Source organism: Xanthobacter sp. SG618 (assembly GCF_012932745.1).
GTDB classification, from domain to species: Bacteria; Pseudomonadota; Alphaproteobacteria; order Rhizobiales; family Xanthobacteraceae; genus Xanthobacter; species Xanthobacter flavus.
This window is the reverse complement of the sequence record NZ_JABBHL010000007.1, coordinates 129,697-145,957: the sequence shown is the minus strand read 5'-3', so window position 1 is coordinate 145,957 and position 16,261 is coordinate 129,697. Positions and strand designations below refer to the sequence as shown.

Genomic DNA, 16,261 nt, shown 5'->3' with positions numbered 1-16,261 from the left:
GGGCTCTTGAAGGTCTCGGAAAAGACGGGAGGAGAAAGCTACGCCCTGGCATGGAGCCTTGGGCGCGGCAATCAGGCCAGGGCGGCCTTGGCCTTCTCCACCAGGGCCTTGAACGCGTCGGGCTCGTGGATAGCGATGTCCGAGAGCACCTTGCGATCGACCTCGATCCCGGCCTTGCCGAGACCATCGATAAATCGCGAATAGGTCAGGTCGAGGTCGAGCGCGCGCACACCGGCGTTGATGCGCTGGATCCAGAGCGCGCGGAAATTGCGCTTCTTCACCTTGCGATCGCGGTAGGCATACTGCATCGACCGTTCGACGGCCGACTTCGCAGCGCGGATGGTATTCTTGCGGCGGCCGTAAAAGCCCTTTGCGGCTTTGTAGACCTTCTTGTGCTTGGCGTGTGAGGTAACGCCACGTTTCACGCGGGCCATGGAAAAGCTCCTTCAGATCGCAGTGGCGTCAGCCGTTCGGCAGGAACGACTTGCGGATGATCCGTCCGTCGCACTCGGCGAGGATGGTCGTGCCGCGCTGGTTGCGGATCTGGTTGTTGGTCCGCTTGATCATGCCATGGCGCTTGCCGGCCTGACCCGCGATCACTTTTCCCGTACCCGTCAGACGGAAGCGTTTCTTCGCTCCCGACTTGGTCTTCATCTTGGGCATTTGGCTCTCCGTGGCATGGGTCCTCGCCCGCGAGGGCGGTGGACGCTCAGCCTCTTGTTGCTGTTGAGCGGTATGAGCCAGCGCGGCAGCCCTTAATCGCCGGCCGGCTCGAAGGCGGCAGTCGTTACAGGAGCGTGAGCATAAAGGCAAGCGCCGGGCGGCCAACCGGGCCGGGAGAGGCGGCGGGAAGGGGAACGCGGCGAGGCATGGGCACACGAAAAAGGCCGCCGCGCAAGGCGGCGACCTTTCGTTGAGCTTCAACACGCCTCAGGGGCAGGGGTGCTGAAGCCCGTCATAGCCGGTGTAGGTGCCGGTGGCGGGGTTGTAGGAGCGGAATCGCTGGGCGCAGTAGGCCACCCCGTCGCCGCCACCCGAATTGGCCGCCGCCGCACCCGCCGCCGCGCCGATGGCGAGACCGGCGATGCCCGCCGCGATCCACGCGCCATTGTCGTTGCGGTAGTACCAGCCGCCATTGCGCCAGTAAGGCTGTCCCCAGCGGGCGTGATAGCCGGGCCGCGGGCCGTGCCATCCGGGGCGAGCATAGCCGGGACGATTATAGCCGGGACGGCCATAGCCCGGACGTCCGTATCCCGGGCCGCGCACCGGCCCACGGACCGACTGGCCCGGGCCGCGTCCTGGCCCGCGCACCGCTGGGCCCGGCCCACGCCCGGGTCCGCGAACGCCCGGCGCCCGGTTGGGGCCGCCCCGGCGGTCCTGCACCGCCTCGGGCGCAGCGGCCTGGATGTTCATGGTTGAGGCACCGGCCCGCAGCGCTTGAGCCGAGGCGGCCGGAGCCGTCGCCACGGCGGCCATACCGACGCTGGAGGCGACGAGGGCAGCAGAGGTGAGGCCGACGGTGATCCGCCGGAAGGTCTTGCGCAACAGATTGGGCATACCGAACTCCTTATGATGCCACGTCAACGCTCCGGGTGACGCAAGGATGCCCCCTCTCACGCATGCGTGATCGTGGGCGGCAGGTAATCGCGGAAAAGCACCAGTTCGCCGCTTTCCAGCCGCAAGTTCCGCAACGTCCGCGAAACATTCGACACAAAGGACGCTGAAGATAGAAAGTGTTGAGGGAGTGAAGATCATGTTCGGCACAAGAAGGGTGGCATTGTTTGCCGCGGCGGCAGTCGCAGGCGGCATGCTTTCGCTTTCGGTTCCCGTCGCGAATGCACAAGCGCTGCGCCTTGGCCTTGCCAATCCCGCGATGGCCAATGTGGGCGCCGTGGATCAGGTGGCCTGGCGCGGTGGCGGCGGTGGCCCGCGCGTGGGCGGCGTGCGCATGGGCGGGCCCCGCGTCGGCTATGGTGGCCGTCCGGGTTATGTCGGCCGCCCCGGCTTCGTCGGTCGTCCCGGCTATGTGGGCCGTCCCGGTTTCGTCGGCCGTCCCGGCTACGTTGGGCGTCCTGGCTATGTCGGCCGTCCCGGCTATGTACGTCCCGCTTATGCGGGCGGTTGGGGACCGGGCCGTCCCGGCTGGGGTCCCGGCCGTCCGGGATGGGGGCCCGGTGGTCCCGGTTGGGGTCATCCGGGCTGGCGCCCGCCGCCGGGCGCGTGGGGTCCGGGGCCGTGGCGTCCGGGTTGGGGCTGGTATCGTCCCGGCTGGGGTTGGGGCTACTACAACAATACCGGCGCTTGGATCGCGCTCGGCGTCGCCAGCGGCCTGGCCCTGGGCGCCGTGGCGGCGGCCAATGCGGAGCCGGTCTACACCAACGATGCGGTGGCGTACTGCATGTCGCGGTTCCGCTCGTACAACCCGAACACCGGCACCTACACCGGCTATGACGGGTTCCAGCACCCCTGCCCGTGAGGGAAGTGCGGCCGCACCGTCGGCCGCGATCCTCGATCAGGCGAGTGAAACGAGAAAAGCCCGGCGCGCTGCGCCGGGCTTTTTCTTTACCGCCCCCGATCCCGCATCAGCGCGGGGCGAGGATCATGATCATCTGCCGGCCTTCGAGCATGGGCTCGGCCTCGACCTTGGCGATGGTGGAAACGTCTTCCTTGAGCTTCTGCAGCAGCTTGTAGCCGATGTCCTGATGCGCCATCTCGCGACCACGGAAGCGCAGGGTCACCTTCACCTTGTCGCCTTCCTCGAAGAAGCGCTGCATCGCCCGCATCTTCACGTCGTAGTCGTGGTCATCGATGCCAGGGCGGAGCTTGATCTCCTTGACCTCGACCACCTTCTGCTTCTTGCGCGCCTCGCTGGCCTTCTTCTGGTTCTGGTACTTGAAGCGGCCGTAATCGAGGATCTTGCAGACGGGGGGCGCGGAATTGGGGGAGATCTCGACGAGATCGAGCCCGGCTTCCTGCGCCAAGGTGAGCGCATCGCGGATTGCTACCACGCCGCGGTTCTGACCGTCCTGGTCGATCAGCTGGACTTCGCGGATGCGGATTTCCTCATTGACGCGCGGTCCATCCTTCTCCGGCGCGACGGGTCTCATAGGGCGGCGAATGGCTTCAGCTCCTTGGCAATCAACACGATCCCCCGAGGTAAACGGGCCGCGGCGCCGGTCCTTGCCGTCGTCTGCGCAACCCGCCTCTCAGGGTAGGCTGGAAAGATCGTGACAAACCGCCGTAAAGTCAATGACCCATGCGGATTCGCGCGGCATTCCCGGGTCTGCTGCCGGCCGGCTCCTCCGGCGGGCGGTGCGGCGGGGCGGCTGCGGCTTCGCCGATGGGCCACAGTTCAGCCGCCTTCCCTGTGCATGCCTCTGGGACACGGGTCCGCCGGCCCCCCGGACATCTCCATCCGGATTCTGCAATGACGACGACCCCGATGACCGCTCCTTTGCCCCGTTTCCGGCACCGCGCAGGTGCCGCCATGGTCGGCCTCCTGATGGCCGCCGGCCTCGCCGGTCCCGCCTGGGCGGACGGGCAGTTCAACGCCAAATATGTGCTCAGCATCGGTGGGGTCGAACTCGGCCGCGGGTCCATCAAGGTGGAGGCCGGCGACCAGGCCTATGAGATTTCCGGCTCCGCCCGCGTCACCGGCGTGCTGCGCGCCGTGTCGTCCGGCAAGGGCGTCGCTGCCTCGCGCGGGACCATCTCTGGCGGCAAGCTGGTGCCGAAGGTCTACGCGCTCAATGCCGAGGCCGACGGCAAGGCCGAGACCGCGCGCCTTGCAATGGCCTCCGGCGCGCTGAAGGAAATGCAAGTGGAGCCGCCGCTCAAGCCGGCGGCTGATCGCGTCCCCATCGAGCAGGCGGTGCTGCAGAACATTCTCGACCCCATGAGCGGGGCCTTCGTCTATGTGCCGGGCACCGGCGACATGCTGTCCGCGGCCGCCTGCTCCCGGTCCATCCCCGTGTTCGACGGACGCCAGCGCTACGATCTCGTCCTGACCTATCAGCGCACCGAGACGGTGAAGGTGGACGGCTATGCCGGCTCGGCCGTGGTGTGCTCCGTGCGCTACCAGCCGGTCGCCGGGCACCGGCCCACCCGCTACACCGTCAAGTACATGGTCGACAACAAGGACATCTATGTGTGGCTGGTGCCCATCGCCGGCACGCGCCTGATGGCGCCGTTCCGTGTGTCGGTCGCCACCATGATCGGCACCGCCCTGCTGGAGGCGACCTCCCTCGAGACCGAGGCGAAGGCCGGCACGGTGCCGGTGAACGCGCCGCGCTGAGCGGTCCGCCTGAATCCGCTACCGTTGAGGCCGAGGCCCAACATCTCGTAGGGGGAGAAGCGGGAACGCGGCCGGCACTGCGATTCGATCGTGATTCGTTCGATGGCTGTTCCCGGACCGTCGAGGCGTCTGTCCCGGACCGGGACATGGCCGTCGCCCCTGTATCTTTCCCAAACGTGAGCGTTGCCGTCTTCGGGTCGCGTTGACACTGATGGTGGCGCAGGTGTTCCCTGCTCGGGCGTGAGCGGTTCACGCCCGAGGACATCATGGCGAAACGCAGCAAGGGTGCGCAGAAGGCTCAGGCAACGGCCCCGCGGGGTGTGACATCGCTGACGGAAGCCAAGGCCTGGATGGCCAGCCGGGGCATCACCGAGATCGAATGCACCGTTCCCGATCTCGCCGGCGTCGCCCGCGGCAAGATCATGCCGGCCTCCAAGTTCTTCTCCTCGCCCGTGATGAACCTGCCGCTGTCGGTCTTCTTCCAGACCATCTCCGGCGAGTATCCCGACTATGAAGGGCTGGTCGATTCGGTGATCGCCGACAGCGACCTCGTGCTGGAGCCGGACCTTGCCACCCTGTGCTCGGTGCCGTGGGCGCAGGACCCCACCGCCCAGGTGATCCACGACGCCTACCACCGCGACGGACGCCCAGTGGAGCTGGCGCCCCGGCAGGTGCTGCGGCACGTCATTTCGCTCTACGAGAAGAAGGGCTGGAAGCCGGTGGTGGCGCCGGAAATCGAGTTCTACCTCGTCGAGCCCAACACCGATCCCGACTATCCCCTGAAGCCGCCCGTGGGCCGCTCCGGCCGGCCGGAGATCGGCCGCCAGTCCTATTCGATCCAGGCGGTGAACGAGTTCGATGCCCTGTTCGAGGACATCTATGATTATTCCGAGGCCCAGGGGCTGGAGATCGACACGCTGATCCACGAGGACGGCGCGGCGCAGATGGAAATCAACCTGCGCCACGGCGATCCGCTGGTGCTGGCGGACCAGGTGTTCCTGTTCAAGCGCACGATCCGCGAGGCGGCGCTCGCCCACAAGATCTATGCGACCTTCATGGCCAAGCCGATCGCCAACGAGCCGGGCAGCGCCATGCACATCCACCAGTCGGTCATCAACACCGCCACCGGGCGCAACCTGTTCTCCGACGAGGATGGCGACCCGACGCCGGAGTTCTTCTCCTTCATCGCCGGCCACCAGAAATATCTGCCGTCGGTCATGTGCATCATGGCGCCCTATGTGAACTCGTATCGCCGGCTGACGCGCGACTCCATGGCGCCCATCAACCTGCAATGGGGCTACGACAACCGCACCGCCGGCCTGCGCGTGCCGCCTTCCACCCCGGAAGCGCGGCGGCTGGAGAACCGGGTGCCGTCCTCGGACGCCAATCCCTATCTCGCCATCGCTGCGTCCCTCGCCTGCGGCTATCTCGGCCTGACCGAAAATCTGCGTGCGACCGATCCGATCGACGGCGACGCGAAGAATCTCGATTTCGACCTGCCGCGCGGGCTCCTCGAGGCGGTTGCGGCGTTTCAGGACAGTGAGCCGCTTGCCGAGGTCCTGGGCGAGCGGTTCGTCTCCGCCTACGCCGCGGTGAAGCAGGCCGAGTTCGAAACCTTCATGAGGGTGATCTCGCCCTGGGAGCGGGAGTACCTTCTGCTCAACGTGTGAGGCCGCCGGTGCCCAACGAGAAGAAGAAGGAACATGCCATGCACCGGGTCGCCGCGCCGCTCAATCCGGCCGGCCACGCCCGCTCCTGGTACACGGCCACGGCAACCGCATTCCCCGCCTTTTCGCCCCTGAAGGGCGCGGTGCGGGCTGACGTGTGCGTCATCGGTGCCGGCTATACGGGCCTGTCCGCCGCGCTGCATCTTGCCGAGGCGGGGTTCAAGGTGGTGGTGCTGGAGGCCGCGCGGGTGGGCTCGGGCGCCTCGGGGCGCAACGGCGGCCAGCTTCACAGCGGCCAGCGCCGCGGCCAGGATTTCCTGGAAAAGGCGGTGGGGCGCGAGGACGCCCACAAGCTCTGGAACCTCGCGGAGGAGGGCAAGGCGCTGGTGCGCAGCCTCATCGCCCGCTACGACATTCCGTGCGACCTGCGCGAGGGTCTCATCCTCGCCGACCACAAGGCGCGCTACGTCCCGGACAGCTACGATTACGCCCGCACGCTCGCGGTGGACTACGGCTACGATGCCCTCCAGCCGCTCACCCGCGACGAGATCCGGGTGCTGGTCGGTACCTCCGCCTATTATGGCGGCCTTCTCGACAAGGGCGCTGGCCACCTGCACCCGCTCAACTTCGCCCTCGGCCTCGGCTCCGCAGCCGTCGCGGCGGGGGTCGAGATCCACGAGGGGACGCGTGCGGTCAAGGTCACGGACGAGGCCGGCGTGACCGTCACCACCGACGGCGGCGGCAGCGTGGTCGCCGACTTCCTGCTCGAATGCGGCAACGGACTGATGGACGGGCTCGACCGGCGGGTCGACGCCCATGTCATGCCCATCTGCAACTATATCGCCGCCACGGAGCCCCTGGGTGATCAGGCGCAGGAGATCATCGCTAACGGCGCGGCGGTGGCGGACAGCCGGTTCGTCATCAACTATTTCCGCCTCTCCGCCGATGGCCGGCTGCTGTTCGGCGGCGGCGAGAGCTATCGCCGCGGGCTGAGGCCGGACGTGGCGGATTTCGTGCGGCCCTTCATGCTGCGCATTTTTCCGCAGCTCGGCGAAGCCCGCATCGACTATGCCTGGGGCGGTGTGCTGGCCATCACCATGACACGCATGCCATTCGTGCGCCGGCTGTCGCCGCACGTCCTCGTCTCGGCCGGCTATAGCGGGCAGGGGGTGGCGCTGGCGCCGCTGTTCGGCAAGATCCTCGCCGAGGCGGTGCAGGGCCAGCTCTCGCGCTTCGATTTGCTCGGACGTCTGCCGGTGCCGCCTTTCCCCGGCGGCACGCTGCTGCGCACCCCGCTGATGATGGCGGGCCTCAGCTATTACGCCCTGCGCGATCGGCTCTGAGCCGGTCCGGCCTCAGTTCAGGCCGCCCAGCCGCTTGGCCTCGGCGAGCGCCTTGAGGCAGCCGGCCTCGTCGCCCGCCGCCTGCAGGTTGATGGCCTGATTGAGGGCGCCGAGGGCGCCGGAGTCCGGCTGGGTCAGGCCCGCCGCGGCGAGCGAGCCCGGCGTGGCCTGGCGGTCGGTCTGCGCCGCGATGGACTGGTCCTGCTCCGGCGGCTTCTTGGGATGCGGCAGGCGCTCCTTGAGCGCCGCCTGAACCGGAACGATCTGCTCCAGGCAGGCCTGCGCGCGCGCCGGGGCGGCGAACGCCATCAGCACCAGCGCCGGCACCAGCGCGACGGCGAAACGGGACGCGGAAAAATGAGCCATTCTCGACCTCGGCCACAGGCTGCGGGGCGGCGGACTGCCGGCGATGCCCCTTTGAGTCGCGGGCCGATCCGCCCGCGCCACGAGCATAGCGATGCCCGCGGCGCGTTGGAATGCGGCGGCGAGACCGCCCGTCAGCTCAATGCCCCGCGCCAGCCGCACGGCGGCGGCGGACCATCATGTTGAGGCCCTCGATGGCCGTGGAGAAGCCCATGGCGGCGTAGACGTAGCCCTTGGGCACGTGGGCGCCGAAACCTTCCGCGATCAGCGTCATGCCGATCATGATGAGGAAGCCCAGCGCCAGCATCACCACAGTGGGGTTCGCCTCGATGAAGCGGGCCAGCGGGTCCGCGGCGAGCAGCATGCAGGTCACGGCGGCGATCACGGCGATCACCATGATCGGGATGTGCTCGGTCATGCCCACGGCGGTGATGATGCTGTCGATGGAGAACACGATGTCGAGCAGCAGGATCTGCACGATGGCGGCGGTGAAGCCGATGGTGACCTTGCTGTCCTTCACGTCCTCCGCATGGGTGCGCGGGTCCACAGTGTGATGGATCTCGGTGGTCGCCTTCCACACCAGGAACAGGCCGCCGGCGATGAGGATCAGGTCGCGCCAGGAGAAGGCGTGGCCGAACACCTCGAAGATGGGCGCCGTCAGCCGCACGATGATGGCGATGGTGCCGAGCAAAGCGAGGCGCATGATGAGCGCGAGGCTGATGCCGATGCGCCGCGCCTTGCTGCGATACTGTTCCGGCAGCTTGTTGGTGAGGATGGAGATGAAGATCAGGTTGTCGATGCCGAGCACGACTTCCATGGCCACCAGCGTCACCAGGGCGACCCACGCGGCGGGATCGGCTGCGAGTTGGAGGAGGTAGTCCATTTAGGGGGTGCCTTCAGCGAGGGGTTGCGAGGAATTCTGCTCACCGCTGCCGGATCGGGTCACGGTCTGCGGCGGCGCATGCACACGGATGGCGGCGGGCCGAATGCTGAAATGCGCCGGGGTGTAGGTGACGAGCTCGCCGTCCGTATTGACGGGGCGCGGCCGGCTGGTGCGCACCACCACCTTTTTGGTGCGGAAGGCGCGTACGTCGTCCCACTGGCCCTGCGTGCCGGCGCGGAGCGAGGGCAGGAGGGCCAGAAGGCGCCACCAATGGTCCACCTCCAGGCTGTAGAAGTCGAGCTGGCCGTCATCGGCCGTGGCGCTCGCCTCCACCGTCATGCCGCCGCCATAGTGGCGCCCGTTGCCCACCGAGACCTGCAAGGTGCGGACCGCCTCGGCCGTGCCGTCGTGCTCGATATAGGCGGTGAAAAGCCGTGACTGGATCAGCAGGCGCGCGGCGACGATGCCATAGCCGACAACGCCGAAATAGCGCTTGGCCTCGCGTGTGAGGGCGCGGGCAAGATCGGCGGAAAAGCCGATGCTCGCGACATTGAGGAACGGATGGCCGTTCACATCGCCGAGGTCGATGAAGCGGGGCGGGTGGGCGAGGATGACCCGCGCCGCCGCCAGAGGATCGGTGGGAATGGCGAGGGTGCGGGCGAAGTCGTTGGCCGTGCCGAGCGGCAGGACACCGAGGGGAAGCTGCGTGTCGTAGAGGCCGGAGGCCGCTGCATTGAGCGTGCCGTCGCCGCCGCCGAGGATGACGAGATCCACCTCATCCGCGCGGGCGCGAAGCAGGTCCGATAGTTCGCCGGGGGAGGGCAGCGGCGTTTCGAGGAGGTCGAATTCCGTCTCGAGCACGGCGCGCACCGCTTCGAGCGGCAGCGAGCCGCCGCGGGCGCGCGGATTGACCATGAACAGCGCACGCCGCCGGCTCTGGGGGCCTTGTGCGGTCATGCTGAAACAGGTCTCGACGAAGCGGGGGGAACCATGGGGCCTCTGGATGGAGCGCGGATATCACGCCTGATCCGACATCACGCAGAAGACCTGCGCCAGAGGGGCCCGGACCGGTGAGCGAGGAAATAGGGGCTTTAGCCCGCTCACCAAAGGGGATGTGGCGGAATGTCGCGGGTTGGCCGCTTCGGCTCGGGCGGAAGGGCAGACCAGTGGGACATTCGGGGGGAGGGGGCCGATGGAAACAGAGGGAGGAGAGCGGGGGCGTTGCTCTCCTCCCTCTCGCATCAGTCAGGACCAGGGTTGCGGCACCGGGTCATGACCGAACCGATCGGCGGGATAGGAAGGGAGGAGAGCGGGGGCGTTGCTCTCCTCCCTCGGTTCGTTCAGCGCACGGGTTGCGGTTCCGAGCGATGACCGAACGGTTTGGTTCGATGAATATTGACATAGCGCACCGCTTTCGGTCATGCAAGAACGAACTGAACGGTTCGGTCAGAAAATTGTGTGCGACCCCTCCCCAAGGGAAGGGGGCCATCGCGGTGGGCGGCGTGTGTCATCGTTGCCATGGCCGCGGCTGAAGGCGCCGGAAAGTCGTTAACGTGCTTGCGCAGAGCCGGCGCGATCGCAGAGAACGAGGACAAGAGGAAGAGACCCGCAGGATGACGGACAGGGAAGGCGAGATCGCACTCAAGCCGCGGCACGCGGCGGGCCGCGAGGATTGTGGCCTCGGCGATGCGCACGAAACCGGTTCCGGCGCAGGCCAGGACCCGGAGAAGCGCAGCCAGATTCTCGCCGGGGCGCGTCAGGTGTTCTTCGACCGCGGCTTCGACGCCGCCAGCATGGGAGACATCGCCCGCGCGGCCGGGGTCTCCAAGGGCACGCTCTACGTCTATTTCGAGAACAAGGAAGACCTGTTCGCGGAACTCGTCTCCAGCGAGTGCGGTGAAACTGCCGAGCGCATGTTCGTGGTGGACCCGGACGAAGCGGATCTCGAGGCGGCGCTGACCAAGATCGGCCGGTCTTTCATCACCGCCATCCTGCGGCCGAGCAGTATTGCCTTGCTCAGAACCGTCATCTCCATTTCCGGCAAGTTCCCGGACGTGGGTCGCCGCTTCTTCGAGGCGGGCCCGTGCGAGGGCATTTCCCGCCTGTCGGTGTTCCTGAAGGCCAAGGTGGAGCAGGGGCTGCTCGACATCGAGGACGTAGACCAGGCGGCCAGCCAGTTCCTCACCCTCTGCAAGGATGGCGTGACCATTCCGGTGCTCGTCGGCGCGCCGGATGCGCCGGACCCGGCGGTGGTGGAGAAATCGGTGCGCGGCGCCGTCCGTGTGTTCCTGCGCGCCTATGGCAGCGACCGCCGCACCGCGCCCTGATCTCACGCGCCCGGCAGCACCAGCCGGCCCTCTGTATCGAACGGGAAGAAGGGATTGTGGGCGACCTCCCACAGATGCCCGTCGGGGTCGGCGAAATAGCCGCTCGTTCCGCCCCAGAACACCTTCTGCGCCGGCTTCACCACGCGCCCGCCCGCCGCTTCCGCCCGCGCGATCAGGGCCGCGGCCTCTTCCGGCGATCCCACATTGCAGGCGAGCGTGATGCCGGCGAAGGGCTGCGGCGGGGTATCGGCCAGCGTCGCATCCTCGGCGAGGCGCGCCCGTGGAAAAAGGCTCACCACCACATTGCCCGCATGGAAGAAGGCGACGTTGCCGGCTTCGCCTTCTCCCGCCTTGCTCTCGACGAGACCCAGCGCCCGATAGAAGGCGGCCGCGCGCGGCAGGTCGGACACGCCGAGCGTGACGAGGTGGAGCCTGAGATCGGGTGCGCTCATGTGGGGTTCCTCAAGCGAACAGGTCGAGCTGCTCGCCCGCCTGCTTGGGGTGACGGAAATGCTCGGTGGTCAGCTTCAGCCCGCGGCCGGCGAGGCCGAGGCGCCGGGCGGCGATCTCGAACCTGCGGCCCACCGTCCAGGCATAGGGCCCCTCACCCCGCCCCCTGCGGCCGAAGGTGGAGTCGTAATCCTTGCCCCCATGCATCTGGCGGATGAGGTTGAGGACATGGCGGGCCTTGTCAGGGAAATTGGCCACGAGCCATTCGCGGAACAGGTCGGCGATCTCCAGCGGCAGGCGCAGCATCACATAGCCGGCCTCGGATGCCCCTGCGGCCTTGGCGGCATCGAGGATGCGCTCGATCTCCATGTCGTTCAGCGCCGGGATCAGCGGCGCGGTGAGGACCGCCGTGGGAATGCCGGCTTCGGCGAGGCGGCGTATGGTGCCGAGGCGCACATGCGGGCTGGCGGCGCGCGGCTCCATGGTGCGGGACAGGTGCGGATCGAGCGTCGTCATGGAGATGGCGACCTTGGCGAGGCCCTTTTCCGCCATCGGCCCGAGGATGTCGATGTCGCGCACCACCAAAGCCGACTTGGTGACGATGCCCACCGGGTGGCCGAAGTCCGCCAGCACCTCGAGGATGCGCCGGGTCAGCTCGTAGCGCCGCTCGATGGGCTGGTAGGGATCGGTATTGGTCCCCATGGCGATGACGCGCGGCTTGTAGGAGGGGTGCGACAGCTCCCGCGCCAGAAGCTCCGGCGCGTCCGGCTTCACGAACAGCTTGGTCTCGAAGTCGAGTCCGGCGGAGAGCCCCTGATAGGCGTGGGTGGGCCGGGCAAAGCAATAGATGCAGCCGTGCTCGCAGCCTCGATAGGCGTTGATGGAGCGGTCGAAGGCGATGTCGGGTGACTGGTTGCGGGTGATGATGGTGCGCGCCCGCTCCTCCGTCACCTCGGTGCGGAAGGGCGGCAGGTCTTCCAGCGTCTGCCAGCCGTCGTCGAACAGCACGCGGGCGGCAGGCTCGAAGCGCCCGGCGGCGTTGGAGACCGCGCCACGGCCGCGCCGGCGTTCCGCCTCGACGCCGGTCCCGGCCTCAGCGTCCAGCGCCGGCGGCAGGGCAGGGGGTGGCGCCCGGCGCTCCTCGGCGAGCCGGCCCATGATCCGCTCGCTCCGGGTCTTCACCGGCGGCGAAGCGATGCGGGCGTCGCCTGAAGCAGCCTTGGGGGCCGCCTTTGGCTGCACTGCCTTGGGCTGTGCCGCCTTGGCGGGAGCAGCCTTGGCGGGCGCGGATTTGGGCGATACCGTCCTAGAGCTGGCCTTCAGGGCGGGAGTGATCGGCGCGGCAATTGGTCCCCCCGGAACGGGCGGGGCGGCTGCGCGCGGGCCGTGGGAATCGGATGCGGGGCTCATGCTCAAAAAGCTAGCATCGAAGACGGAACATAACAAGAACATCCGGGGCGCCGCGGATAGCCGGCGGTTCACACCGTTCAATCTGGCATACTGTACACCAGAAGGCAGTTGCCAGACATTCCCATCTCCGGTAAAGGCCTCAGAAGACGCTTAGGAGCAGGGGGATAAGATGGCTGAACACGCCACGATCGAATACGCCACGGCAGACGGAAACGATTATCCCGAGCACGAGCGCACCTACGCCATGTTCACTGCCCTCGCCAAGTGGGGCACCATCGGCGTTGCTGCCATCCTCGTCCTGATGTGGATTTTCCTCCTCTGAACGGCTGAGCGGCCGGAGCACCGGAGACTTCAAGAAATGAAAATCGCTGTTCCCGCCGAGATCGATCTCGGCGAGCCGAGGGTTGGCGCGACCCCGGATACGGTGAAGCGTCTGGTCGCACTTGGCGCATCCGTGGCCGTGGAGAGCGGCGCGGGCGTGAAGTCCGGCATTCTCGATTCAGACTTCGTGGCGGCAGGTGCCACCATCGCCCCGTCGGCGTGGGATGCGCTGAACGGCGCGGAAGTCGTACTGAAGGTTCGCCGGCCGACGGAAGCCGAACTTTCGTCGTACAAGCCCGGCGCGCTCGTCCTCGCCATCATGGATCCCTACGGCAATGACGCGGCGCTCGCCGCCATGGCCAATGCCGGGATCGCCTCCTTCGCCATGGAGCTGATGCCCCGCATCACCCGTGCGCAGGTGATGGACGTGCTCTCCTCGCAGGCGAACCTCGCCGGCTATCGCGCGGTGATCGACGCGGCCGCCGAGTTCAACCGCGCCCTGCCGCAGATGATGACCGCCGCCGGCACCGTTCCCGCCGCGCGCGTCTTCGTCATGGGCGCCGGCGTCGCGGGCCTGCAGGCCATCGCGACCGCCCGCCGCCTCGGCGCCATCGTGACCGCCACCGACGTCCGTCCCGCCGCCAAGGAACAGGTCGCCTCGCTGGGCGCCAAGTTCGTCGCGGTGGAGGACGAGGAGTTCAAGCAGGCCGAGACCGCGGCCGGCTACGCCAAGCCCATGTCGGCGGAGTACCAGGCCAAGCAGGCCGCGCTCGTCGCCGAGCACATCAAGAAGCAGGACATCGTCATCACCACCGCCCTCATCCCGGGCCGGCCTGCGCCGCGCCTCGTGACGGCGGAGATGGTGGCCTCCATGAAGCCGGGCTCCGTGCTGATCGACCTCGCGGTCGAGCGCGGCGGCAACGTCGCCGGCGCGGTGGCGGGGCAGGTGGTCGAGGTGAACGGCGTGAAGATCGTCGGCCACCTCAACGTGCCGGGCCGCATCGCCGCCTCGGCCTCGCCGCTCTACGCCAAGAACCTGTTCAACTTCTTCGAGACGATGGTGGACAAGGCGTCGAAGGCGCTGGCCGTCAAGTGGGACGACGAGCTGGTGAAGGCCACGCTCCTCACCCGTGACGGTGCCGTCGTGCATCCGAACTTCGCACCCAAGAATCCCGCAGCGACCAGCGAGGGAGCGGCCTGATGAATCCCGCCACAGCCCAGTCCGCGGCGGACGCCGCAGTTCAAGCCCGCACCTCCGCCGAGATCGCGCGGCAGGCAGCGGAAGCCGCCCAGCTCTATGCCGACCAGGCGGCCTCCGCCCTCGGCGCGGCCGCCCACGCGGCGACCGGCGGGGCGATCGACCCCTTCGTGTTCCGCCTCTCTATCTTCGTGCTCGCGGTGTTCGTGGGCTACTACGTGGTGTGGTCGGTGACCCCGGCGCTGCACACCCCGCTGATGAGCGTGACCAACGCCATCTCGTCGGTGATCGTGGTGGGCGCGCTGCTCGCCGTCGGCGTGACCACGGTGGGCGATTCCAGCCACGCCTGGGGCGCGCGCATCTTCGGTTTCGTCGCGCTCATCTTCGCCTCGGTGAACATCTTCGGCGGGTTCATGGTGACCAGCCGAATGCTCGCCATGTACTCCAAGAAGAAGTGAGGCGAGGCACATGACCGCGAACCTCGCCGCCCTGCTCTATCTGGTTGCAGGCATCCTCTTCGTGCTGGCCCTTCGGGGCCTCTCCCATCCCACCACCTCGCGGCAGGGCAACCTGTTCGGCATGGTGGGCATGGGCATCGCCATCCTCACCACGCTCGCCCTCTCCCCGCCGTCCGACGGGATCGGCTGGGTGCTGGTGCTCGCCGGCATCGGCATCGGCGGTGGCGTCGGTGCGGTGGTGGCCAAGCGCATCGCCATGACGGCAATGCCGCAGCTGGTCGCCGCCTTCCACTCGCTCGTCGGCCTTGCCGCCGTGCTGGTGGCTGCGGCCGCGCTCTATGCGCCGCGCGCCTTCGGCATCGGCGATCCCGGCCACCTGCACGGGGCGAGCCTCGTGGAGATGTCGCTGGGCGTGGCCATCGGTGCGATCACCTTCACCGGCTCGATCATCGCCTTCGCCAAGCTCAACGGCAACATGAGCGGCAAGCCGATCATGCTGCCGGCGCGTCACCTCATCAATGGCGGCCTCGCCCTGCTGCTGCTGATCCTCATCGTCGCGTTCGTGCTGACCGGCTCGATCACGCTGTTCTGGATCATCACGCTGCTGTCGCTGATCCTCGGCGGCCTGCTTATCATCCCCATCGGCGGCGCGGACATGCCCGTCGTGGTGTCGATGCTGAACTCCTACTCGGGTTGGGCGGCGGCCGGCATCGGCTTCACCCTGGGCAACACCGCGCTCATCATCACGGGTGCGCTGGTGGGCTCCTCGGGCGCCATCCTGTCCTACATCATGTGCAAGGGCATGAACCGGTCCTTCATCTCGGTCATCCTCGGCGGCTTCGGCGGTGACGCCGCGGCGGCCGGTGCGGCCGGCCATGCGGAAGCCCGCCCGGTGAAGCAGGGTTCGGCTGATGACGCCGCCTACATCATGAAGAACGCCGAGAAGGTCATCATCGTGCCCGGCTACGGCATGGCGGTGGCCCAGGCCCAGCACGCGCTCCGCGAGATGGCGGATCTGCTCAAGGAGGAGGGCGTCGAGGTCAAGTACGCCATCCACCCGGTGGCGGGCCGCATGCCGGGCCACATGAACGTGCTGCTCGCCGAGGCCCAGGTGCCCTACGACGAGGTGTTCGAGCTCGAGGACATCAACTCCGAGTTCGCCCAGGCGGACGTGGCCTTCGTGATCGGCGCCAACGACGTGACCAACCCGGCAGCCAAGACCGACCCGCAGTCGCCCATCTACGGCATGCCTATCCTCGATGTGGAGAAGGCCAAGACCGTTCTCTTCATCAAGCGCGGCATGTCTGCGGGCTATGCCGGTGTCGAGAACGAGCTGTTCTTCAAGGACAACACCATGATGCTCTTCGGCGACGCCAAGAAGGTCACCGAGGACGTGGTGAAGGCCTTCGGGCACTGAAGACACCTTCATTCTGAACGAGATCGAAGCCGCCGGATCGCAAGGTCCGGCGGCTTTTTCGTTGCAGCACCCGAGGGTGGCGCTCAAGACGACGCCCAATTGTTCCAAAGCGCCACAATTTGCTCCATAT

18 protein-coding genes are annotated in these 16,261 nt (G+C 67.6%); 9 read left to right on the top strand and 9 right to left on the bottom strand.

Annotation, left to right across the window (positions count from 1 at the left end):
* Window positions 1-71: 71 nt before the first annotated feature.
* The 3 genes from rplT to FHT36_RS24580 all read right to left on the bottom strand — a co-directional run bounded on the left by rplT (window position 72) and on the right by FHT36_RS24580 (window position 1,557).
* On the bottom strand, window positions 72-434 hold the full coding sequence (rplT, locus tag FHT36_RS18650; protein WP_168459952.1) for a 50S ribosomal protein L20: 363 nt from the start codon (window positions 432-434) through the stop codon (window positions 72-74).
* Between the two features lie 28 nt (window positions 435-462).
* Window positions 463-663 (bottom strand): 50S ribosomal protein L35, encoded by a 201-nt coding sequence (gene rpmI / locus FHT36_RS18645; protein ID WP_169123990.1) that lies wholly within the window; start codon window positions 661-663, stop codon window positions 463-465.
* A 267-nt stretch (window positions 664-930) separates the two neighbouring features.
* Window positions 931-1,557, bottom strand: coding sequence for a BA14K family protein (locus FHT36_RS24580; RefSeq protein ID WP_246702311.1), 627 nt, complete (start codon window positions 1,555-1,557; stop codon window positions 931-933).
* Window positions 1,558-1,807: 250 nt separating this feature from the next.
* Between FHT36_RS24580 and FHT36_RS18635 the strand changes: the two genes are divergently transcribed.
* Window positions 1,808-2,476, top strand: a complete 669-nt coding sequence (locus tag FHT36_RS18635; protein ID WP_169123989.1) for a BA14K family protein — start codon at window positions 1,808-1,810, stop codon at window positions 2,474-2,476.
* Between the two features lie 106 nt (window positions 2,477-2,582).
* Here the strand turns inward: FHT36_RS18635 and infC are convergent, their stop codons facing one another.
* Window positions 2,583-3,107, bottom strand: a complete 525-nt coding sequence (gene infC / locus FHT36_RS18630) for a translation initiation factor IF-3 (RefSeq protein WP_168459950.1) — start codon at window positions 3,105-3,107, stop codon at window positions 2,583-2,585.
* A gap of 320 nt (window positions 3,108-3,427) precedes the next feature.
* On the opposite strand from infC, the gene FHT36_RS18625 reads away from it, so the two are divergent.
* The 3 genes from FHT36_RS18625 (at window position 3,428) to FHT36_RS18615 (ending at window position 7,304) form a co-directional block, all read left to right on the top strand.
* The gene (locus tag FHT36_RS18625) at window positions 3,428-4,294 is read left to right on the top strand and encodes a DUF3108 domain-containing protein (RefSeq protein ID WP_169123988.1); all 867 of its coding nucleotides are present in this window, start codon (window positions 3,428-3,430) and stop codon (window positions 4,292-4,294) included.
* 266 nt (window positions 4,295-4,560) lie between these two features.
* Window positions 4,561-5,964 (top strand): glutamine synthetase family protein, encoded by a 1,404-nt coding sequence (locus tag FHT36_RS18620; protein ID WP_169123987.1) that lies wholly within the window; start codon window positions 4,561-4,563, stop codon window positions 5,962-5,964.
* A gap of 38 nt (window positions 5,965-6,002) precedes the next feature.
* Window positions 6,003-7,304 carry an FAD-binding oxidoreductase gene (locus FHT36_RS18615; RefSeq protein WP_169124128.1) on the top strand — a complete coding sequence of 434 codons (1,302 nt, stop codon included), beginning with the start codon at window positions 6,003-6,005 and terminating at the stop codon, window positions 7,302-7,304.
* A gap of 12 nt (window positions 7,305-7,316) precedes the next feature.
* On the opposite strand, the gene FHT36_RS18610 is transcribed toward FHT36_RS18615, so the two are convergent.
* The 3 genes from FHT36_RS18610 to FHT36_RS18600 form a co-directional block, all read right to left on the bottom strand.
* Window positions 7,317-7,670 carry a hypothetical protein gene (locus FHT36_RS18610; RefSeq protein ID WP_169123986.1) on the bottom strand — a complete coding sequence of 118 codons (354 nt, stop codon included), beginning with the start codon at window positions 7,668-7,670 and terminating at the stop codon, window positions 7,317-7,319.
* Between the two features lie 136 nt (window positions 7,671-7,806).
* The gene (locus tag FHT36_RS18605; protein ID WP_169123985.1) at window positions 7,807-8,550 is read right to left on the bottom strand and encodes a TerC family protein; all 744 of its coding nucleotides are present in this window, start codon (window positions 8,548-8,550) and stop codon (window positions 7,807-7,809) included.
* Window positions 8,551-9,507, bottom strand: a complete 957-nt coding sequence (locus tag FHT36_RS18600) for a lipid kinase (protein ID WP_169123984.1) — start codon at window positions 9,505-9,507, stop codon at window positions 8,551-8,553.
* A gap of 656 nt (window positions 9,508-10,163) precedes the next feature.
* Between FHT36_RS18600 and FHT36_RS18595 the strand changes: the two genes are divergently transcribed.
* Window positions 10,164-10,877, top strand: coding sequence for a TetR/AcrR family transcriptional regulator (locus FHT36_RS18595; protein WP_169123983.1), 714 nt, complete (start codon window positions 10,164-10,166; stop codon window positions 10,875-10,877).
* Between the two features lie 2 nt (window positions 10,878-10,879).
* On the opposite strand, the gene FHT36_RS18590 is transcribed toward FHT36_RS18595, so the two are convergent.
* Window positions 10,880-11,329 carry a VOC family protein gene (locus tag FHT36_RS18590; protein ID WP_169123982.1) on the bottom strand — a complete coding sequence of 150 codons (450 nt, stop codon included), beginning with the start codon at window positions 11,327-11,329 and terminating at the stop codon, window positions 10,880-10,882.
* Between the two features lie 10 nt (window positions 11,330-11,339).
* Window positions 11,340-12,485, bottom strand: a complete 1,146-nt coding sequence (locus FHT36_RS18585) for a PA0069 family radical SAM protein (RefSeq protein WP_169123981.1) — start codon at window positions 12,483-12,485, stop codon at window positions 11,340-11,342.
* A gap of 421 nt (window positions 12,486-12,906) precedes the next feature.
* Here FHT36_RS18585 and FHT36_RS18580 point away from each other — a divergent pair, with 421 nt between their 5' ends.
* Genes FHT36_RS18580 through FHT36_RS18565 form a run of 4 tightly spaced genes read left to right on the top strand, consistent with a single transcriptional unit; the run spans window position 12,907 to window position 16,131 of the window.
* The gene (locus tag FHT36_RS18580) at window positions 12,907-13,059 is read left to right on the top strand and encodes an aa3-type cytochrome c oxidase subunit IV (protein WP_024280402.1); all 153 of its coding nucleotides are present in this window, start codon (window positions 12,907-12,909) and stop codon (window positions 13,057-13,059) included.
* Between the two features lie 36 nt (window positions 13,060-13,095).
* Window positions 13,096-14,259: a Re/Si-specific NAD(P)(+) transhydrogenase subunit alpha gene (locus FHT36_RS18575; protein WP_169123980.1), complete on the top strand. Its 1,164-nt coding sequence runs from the start codon at window positions 13,096-13,098 to the stop codon at window positions 14,257-14,259.
* Window positions 14,259-14,714 (top strand): proton-translocating transhydrogenase family protein, encoded by a 456-nt coding sequence (locus FHT36_RS18570; RefSeq protein ID WP_169123979.1) that lies wholly within the window; start codon window positions 14,259-14,261, stop codon window positions 14,712-14,714. Before FHT36_RS18575 ends, FHT36_RS18570 begins: the two co-directional genes overlap by 1 nt.
* A gap of 10 nt (window positions 14,715-14,724) precedes the next feature.
* Entirely contained in the window at window positions 14,725-16,131 is a 1,407-nt protein-coding gene (locus FHT36_RS18565) for an NAD(P)(+) transhydrogenase (Re/Si-specific) subunit beta (RefSeq protein ID WP_169123978.1), read from the top strand.
* The last annotated feature ends 130 nt before the right edge of the window (window positions 16,132-16,261 follow it).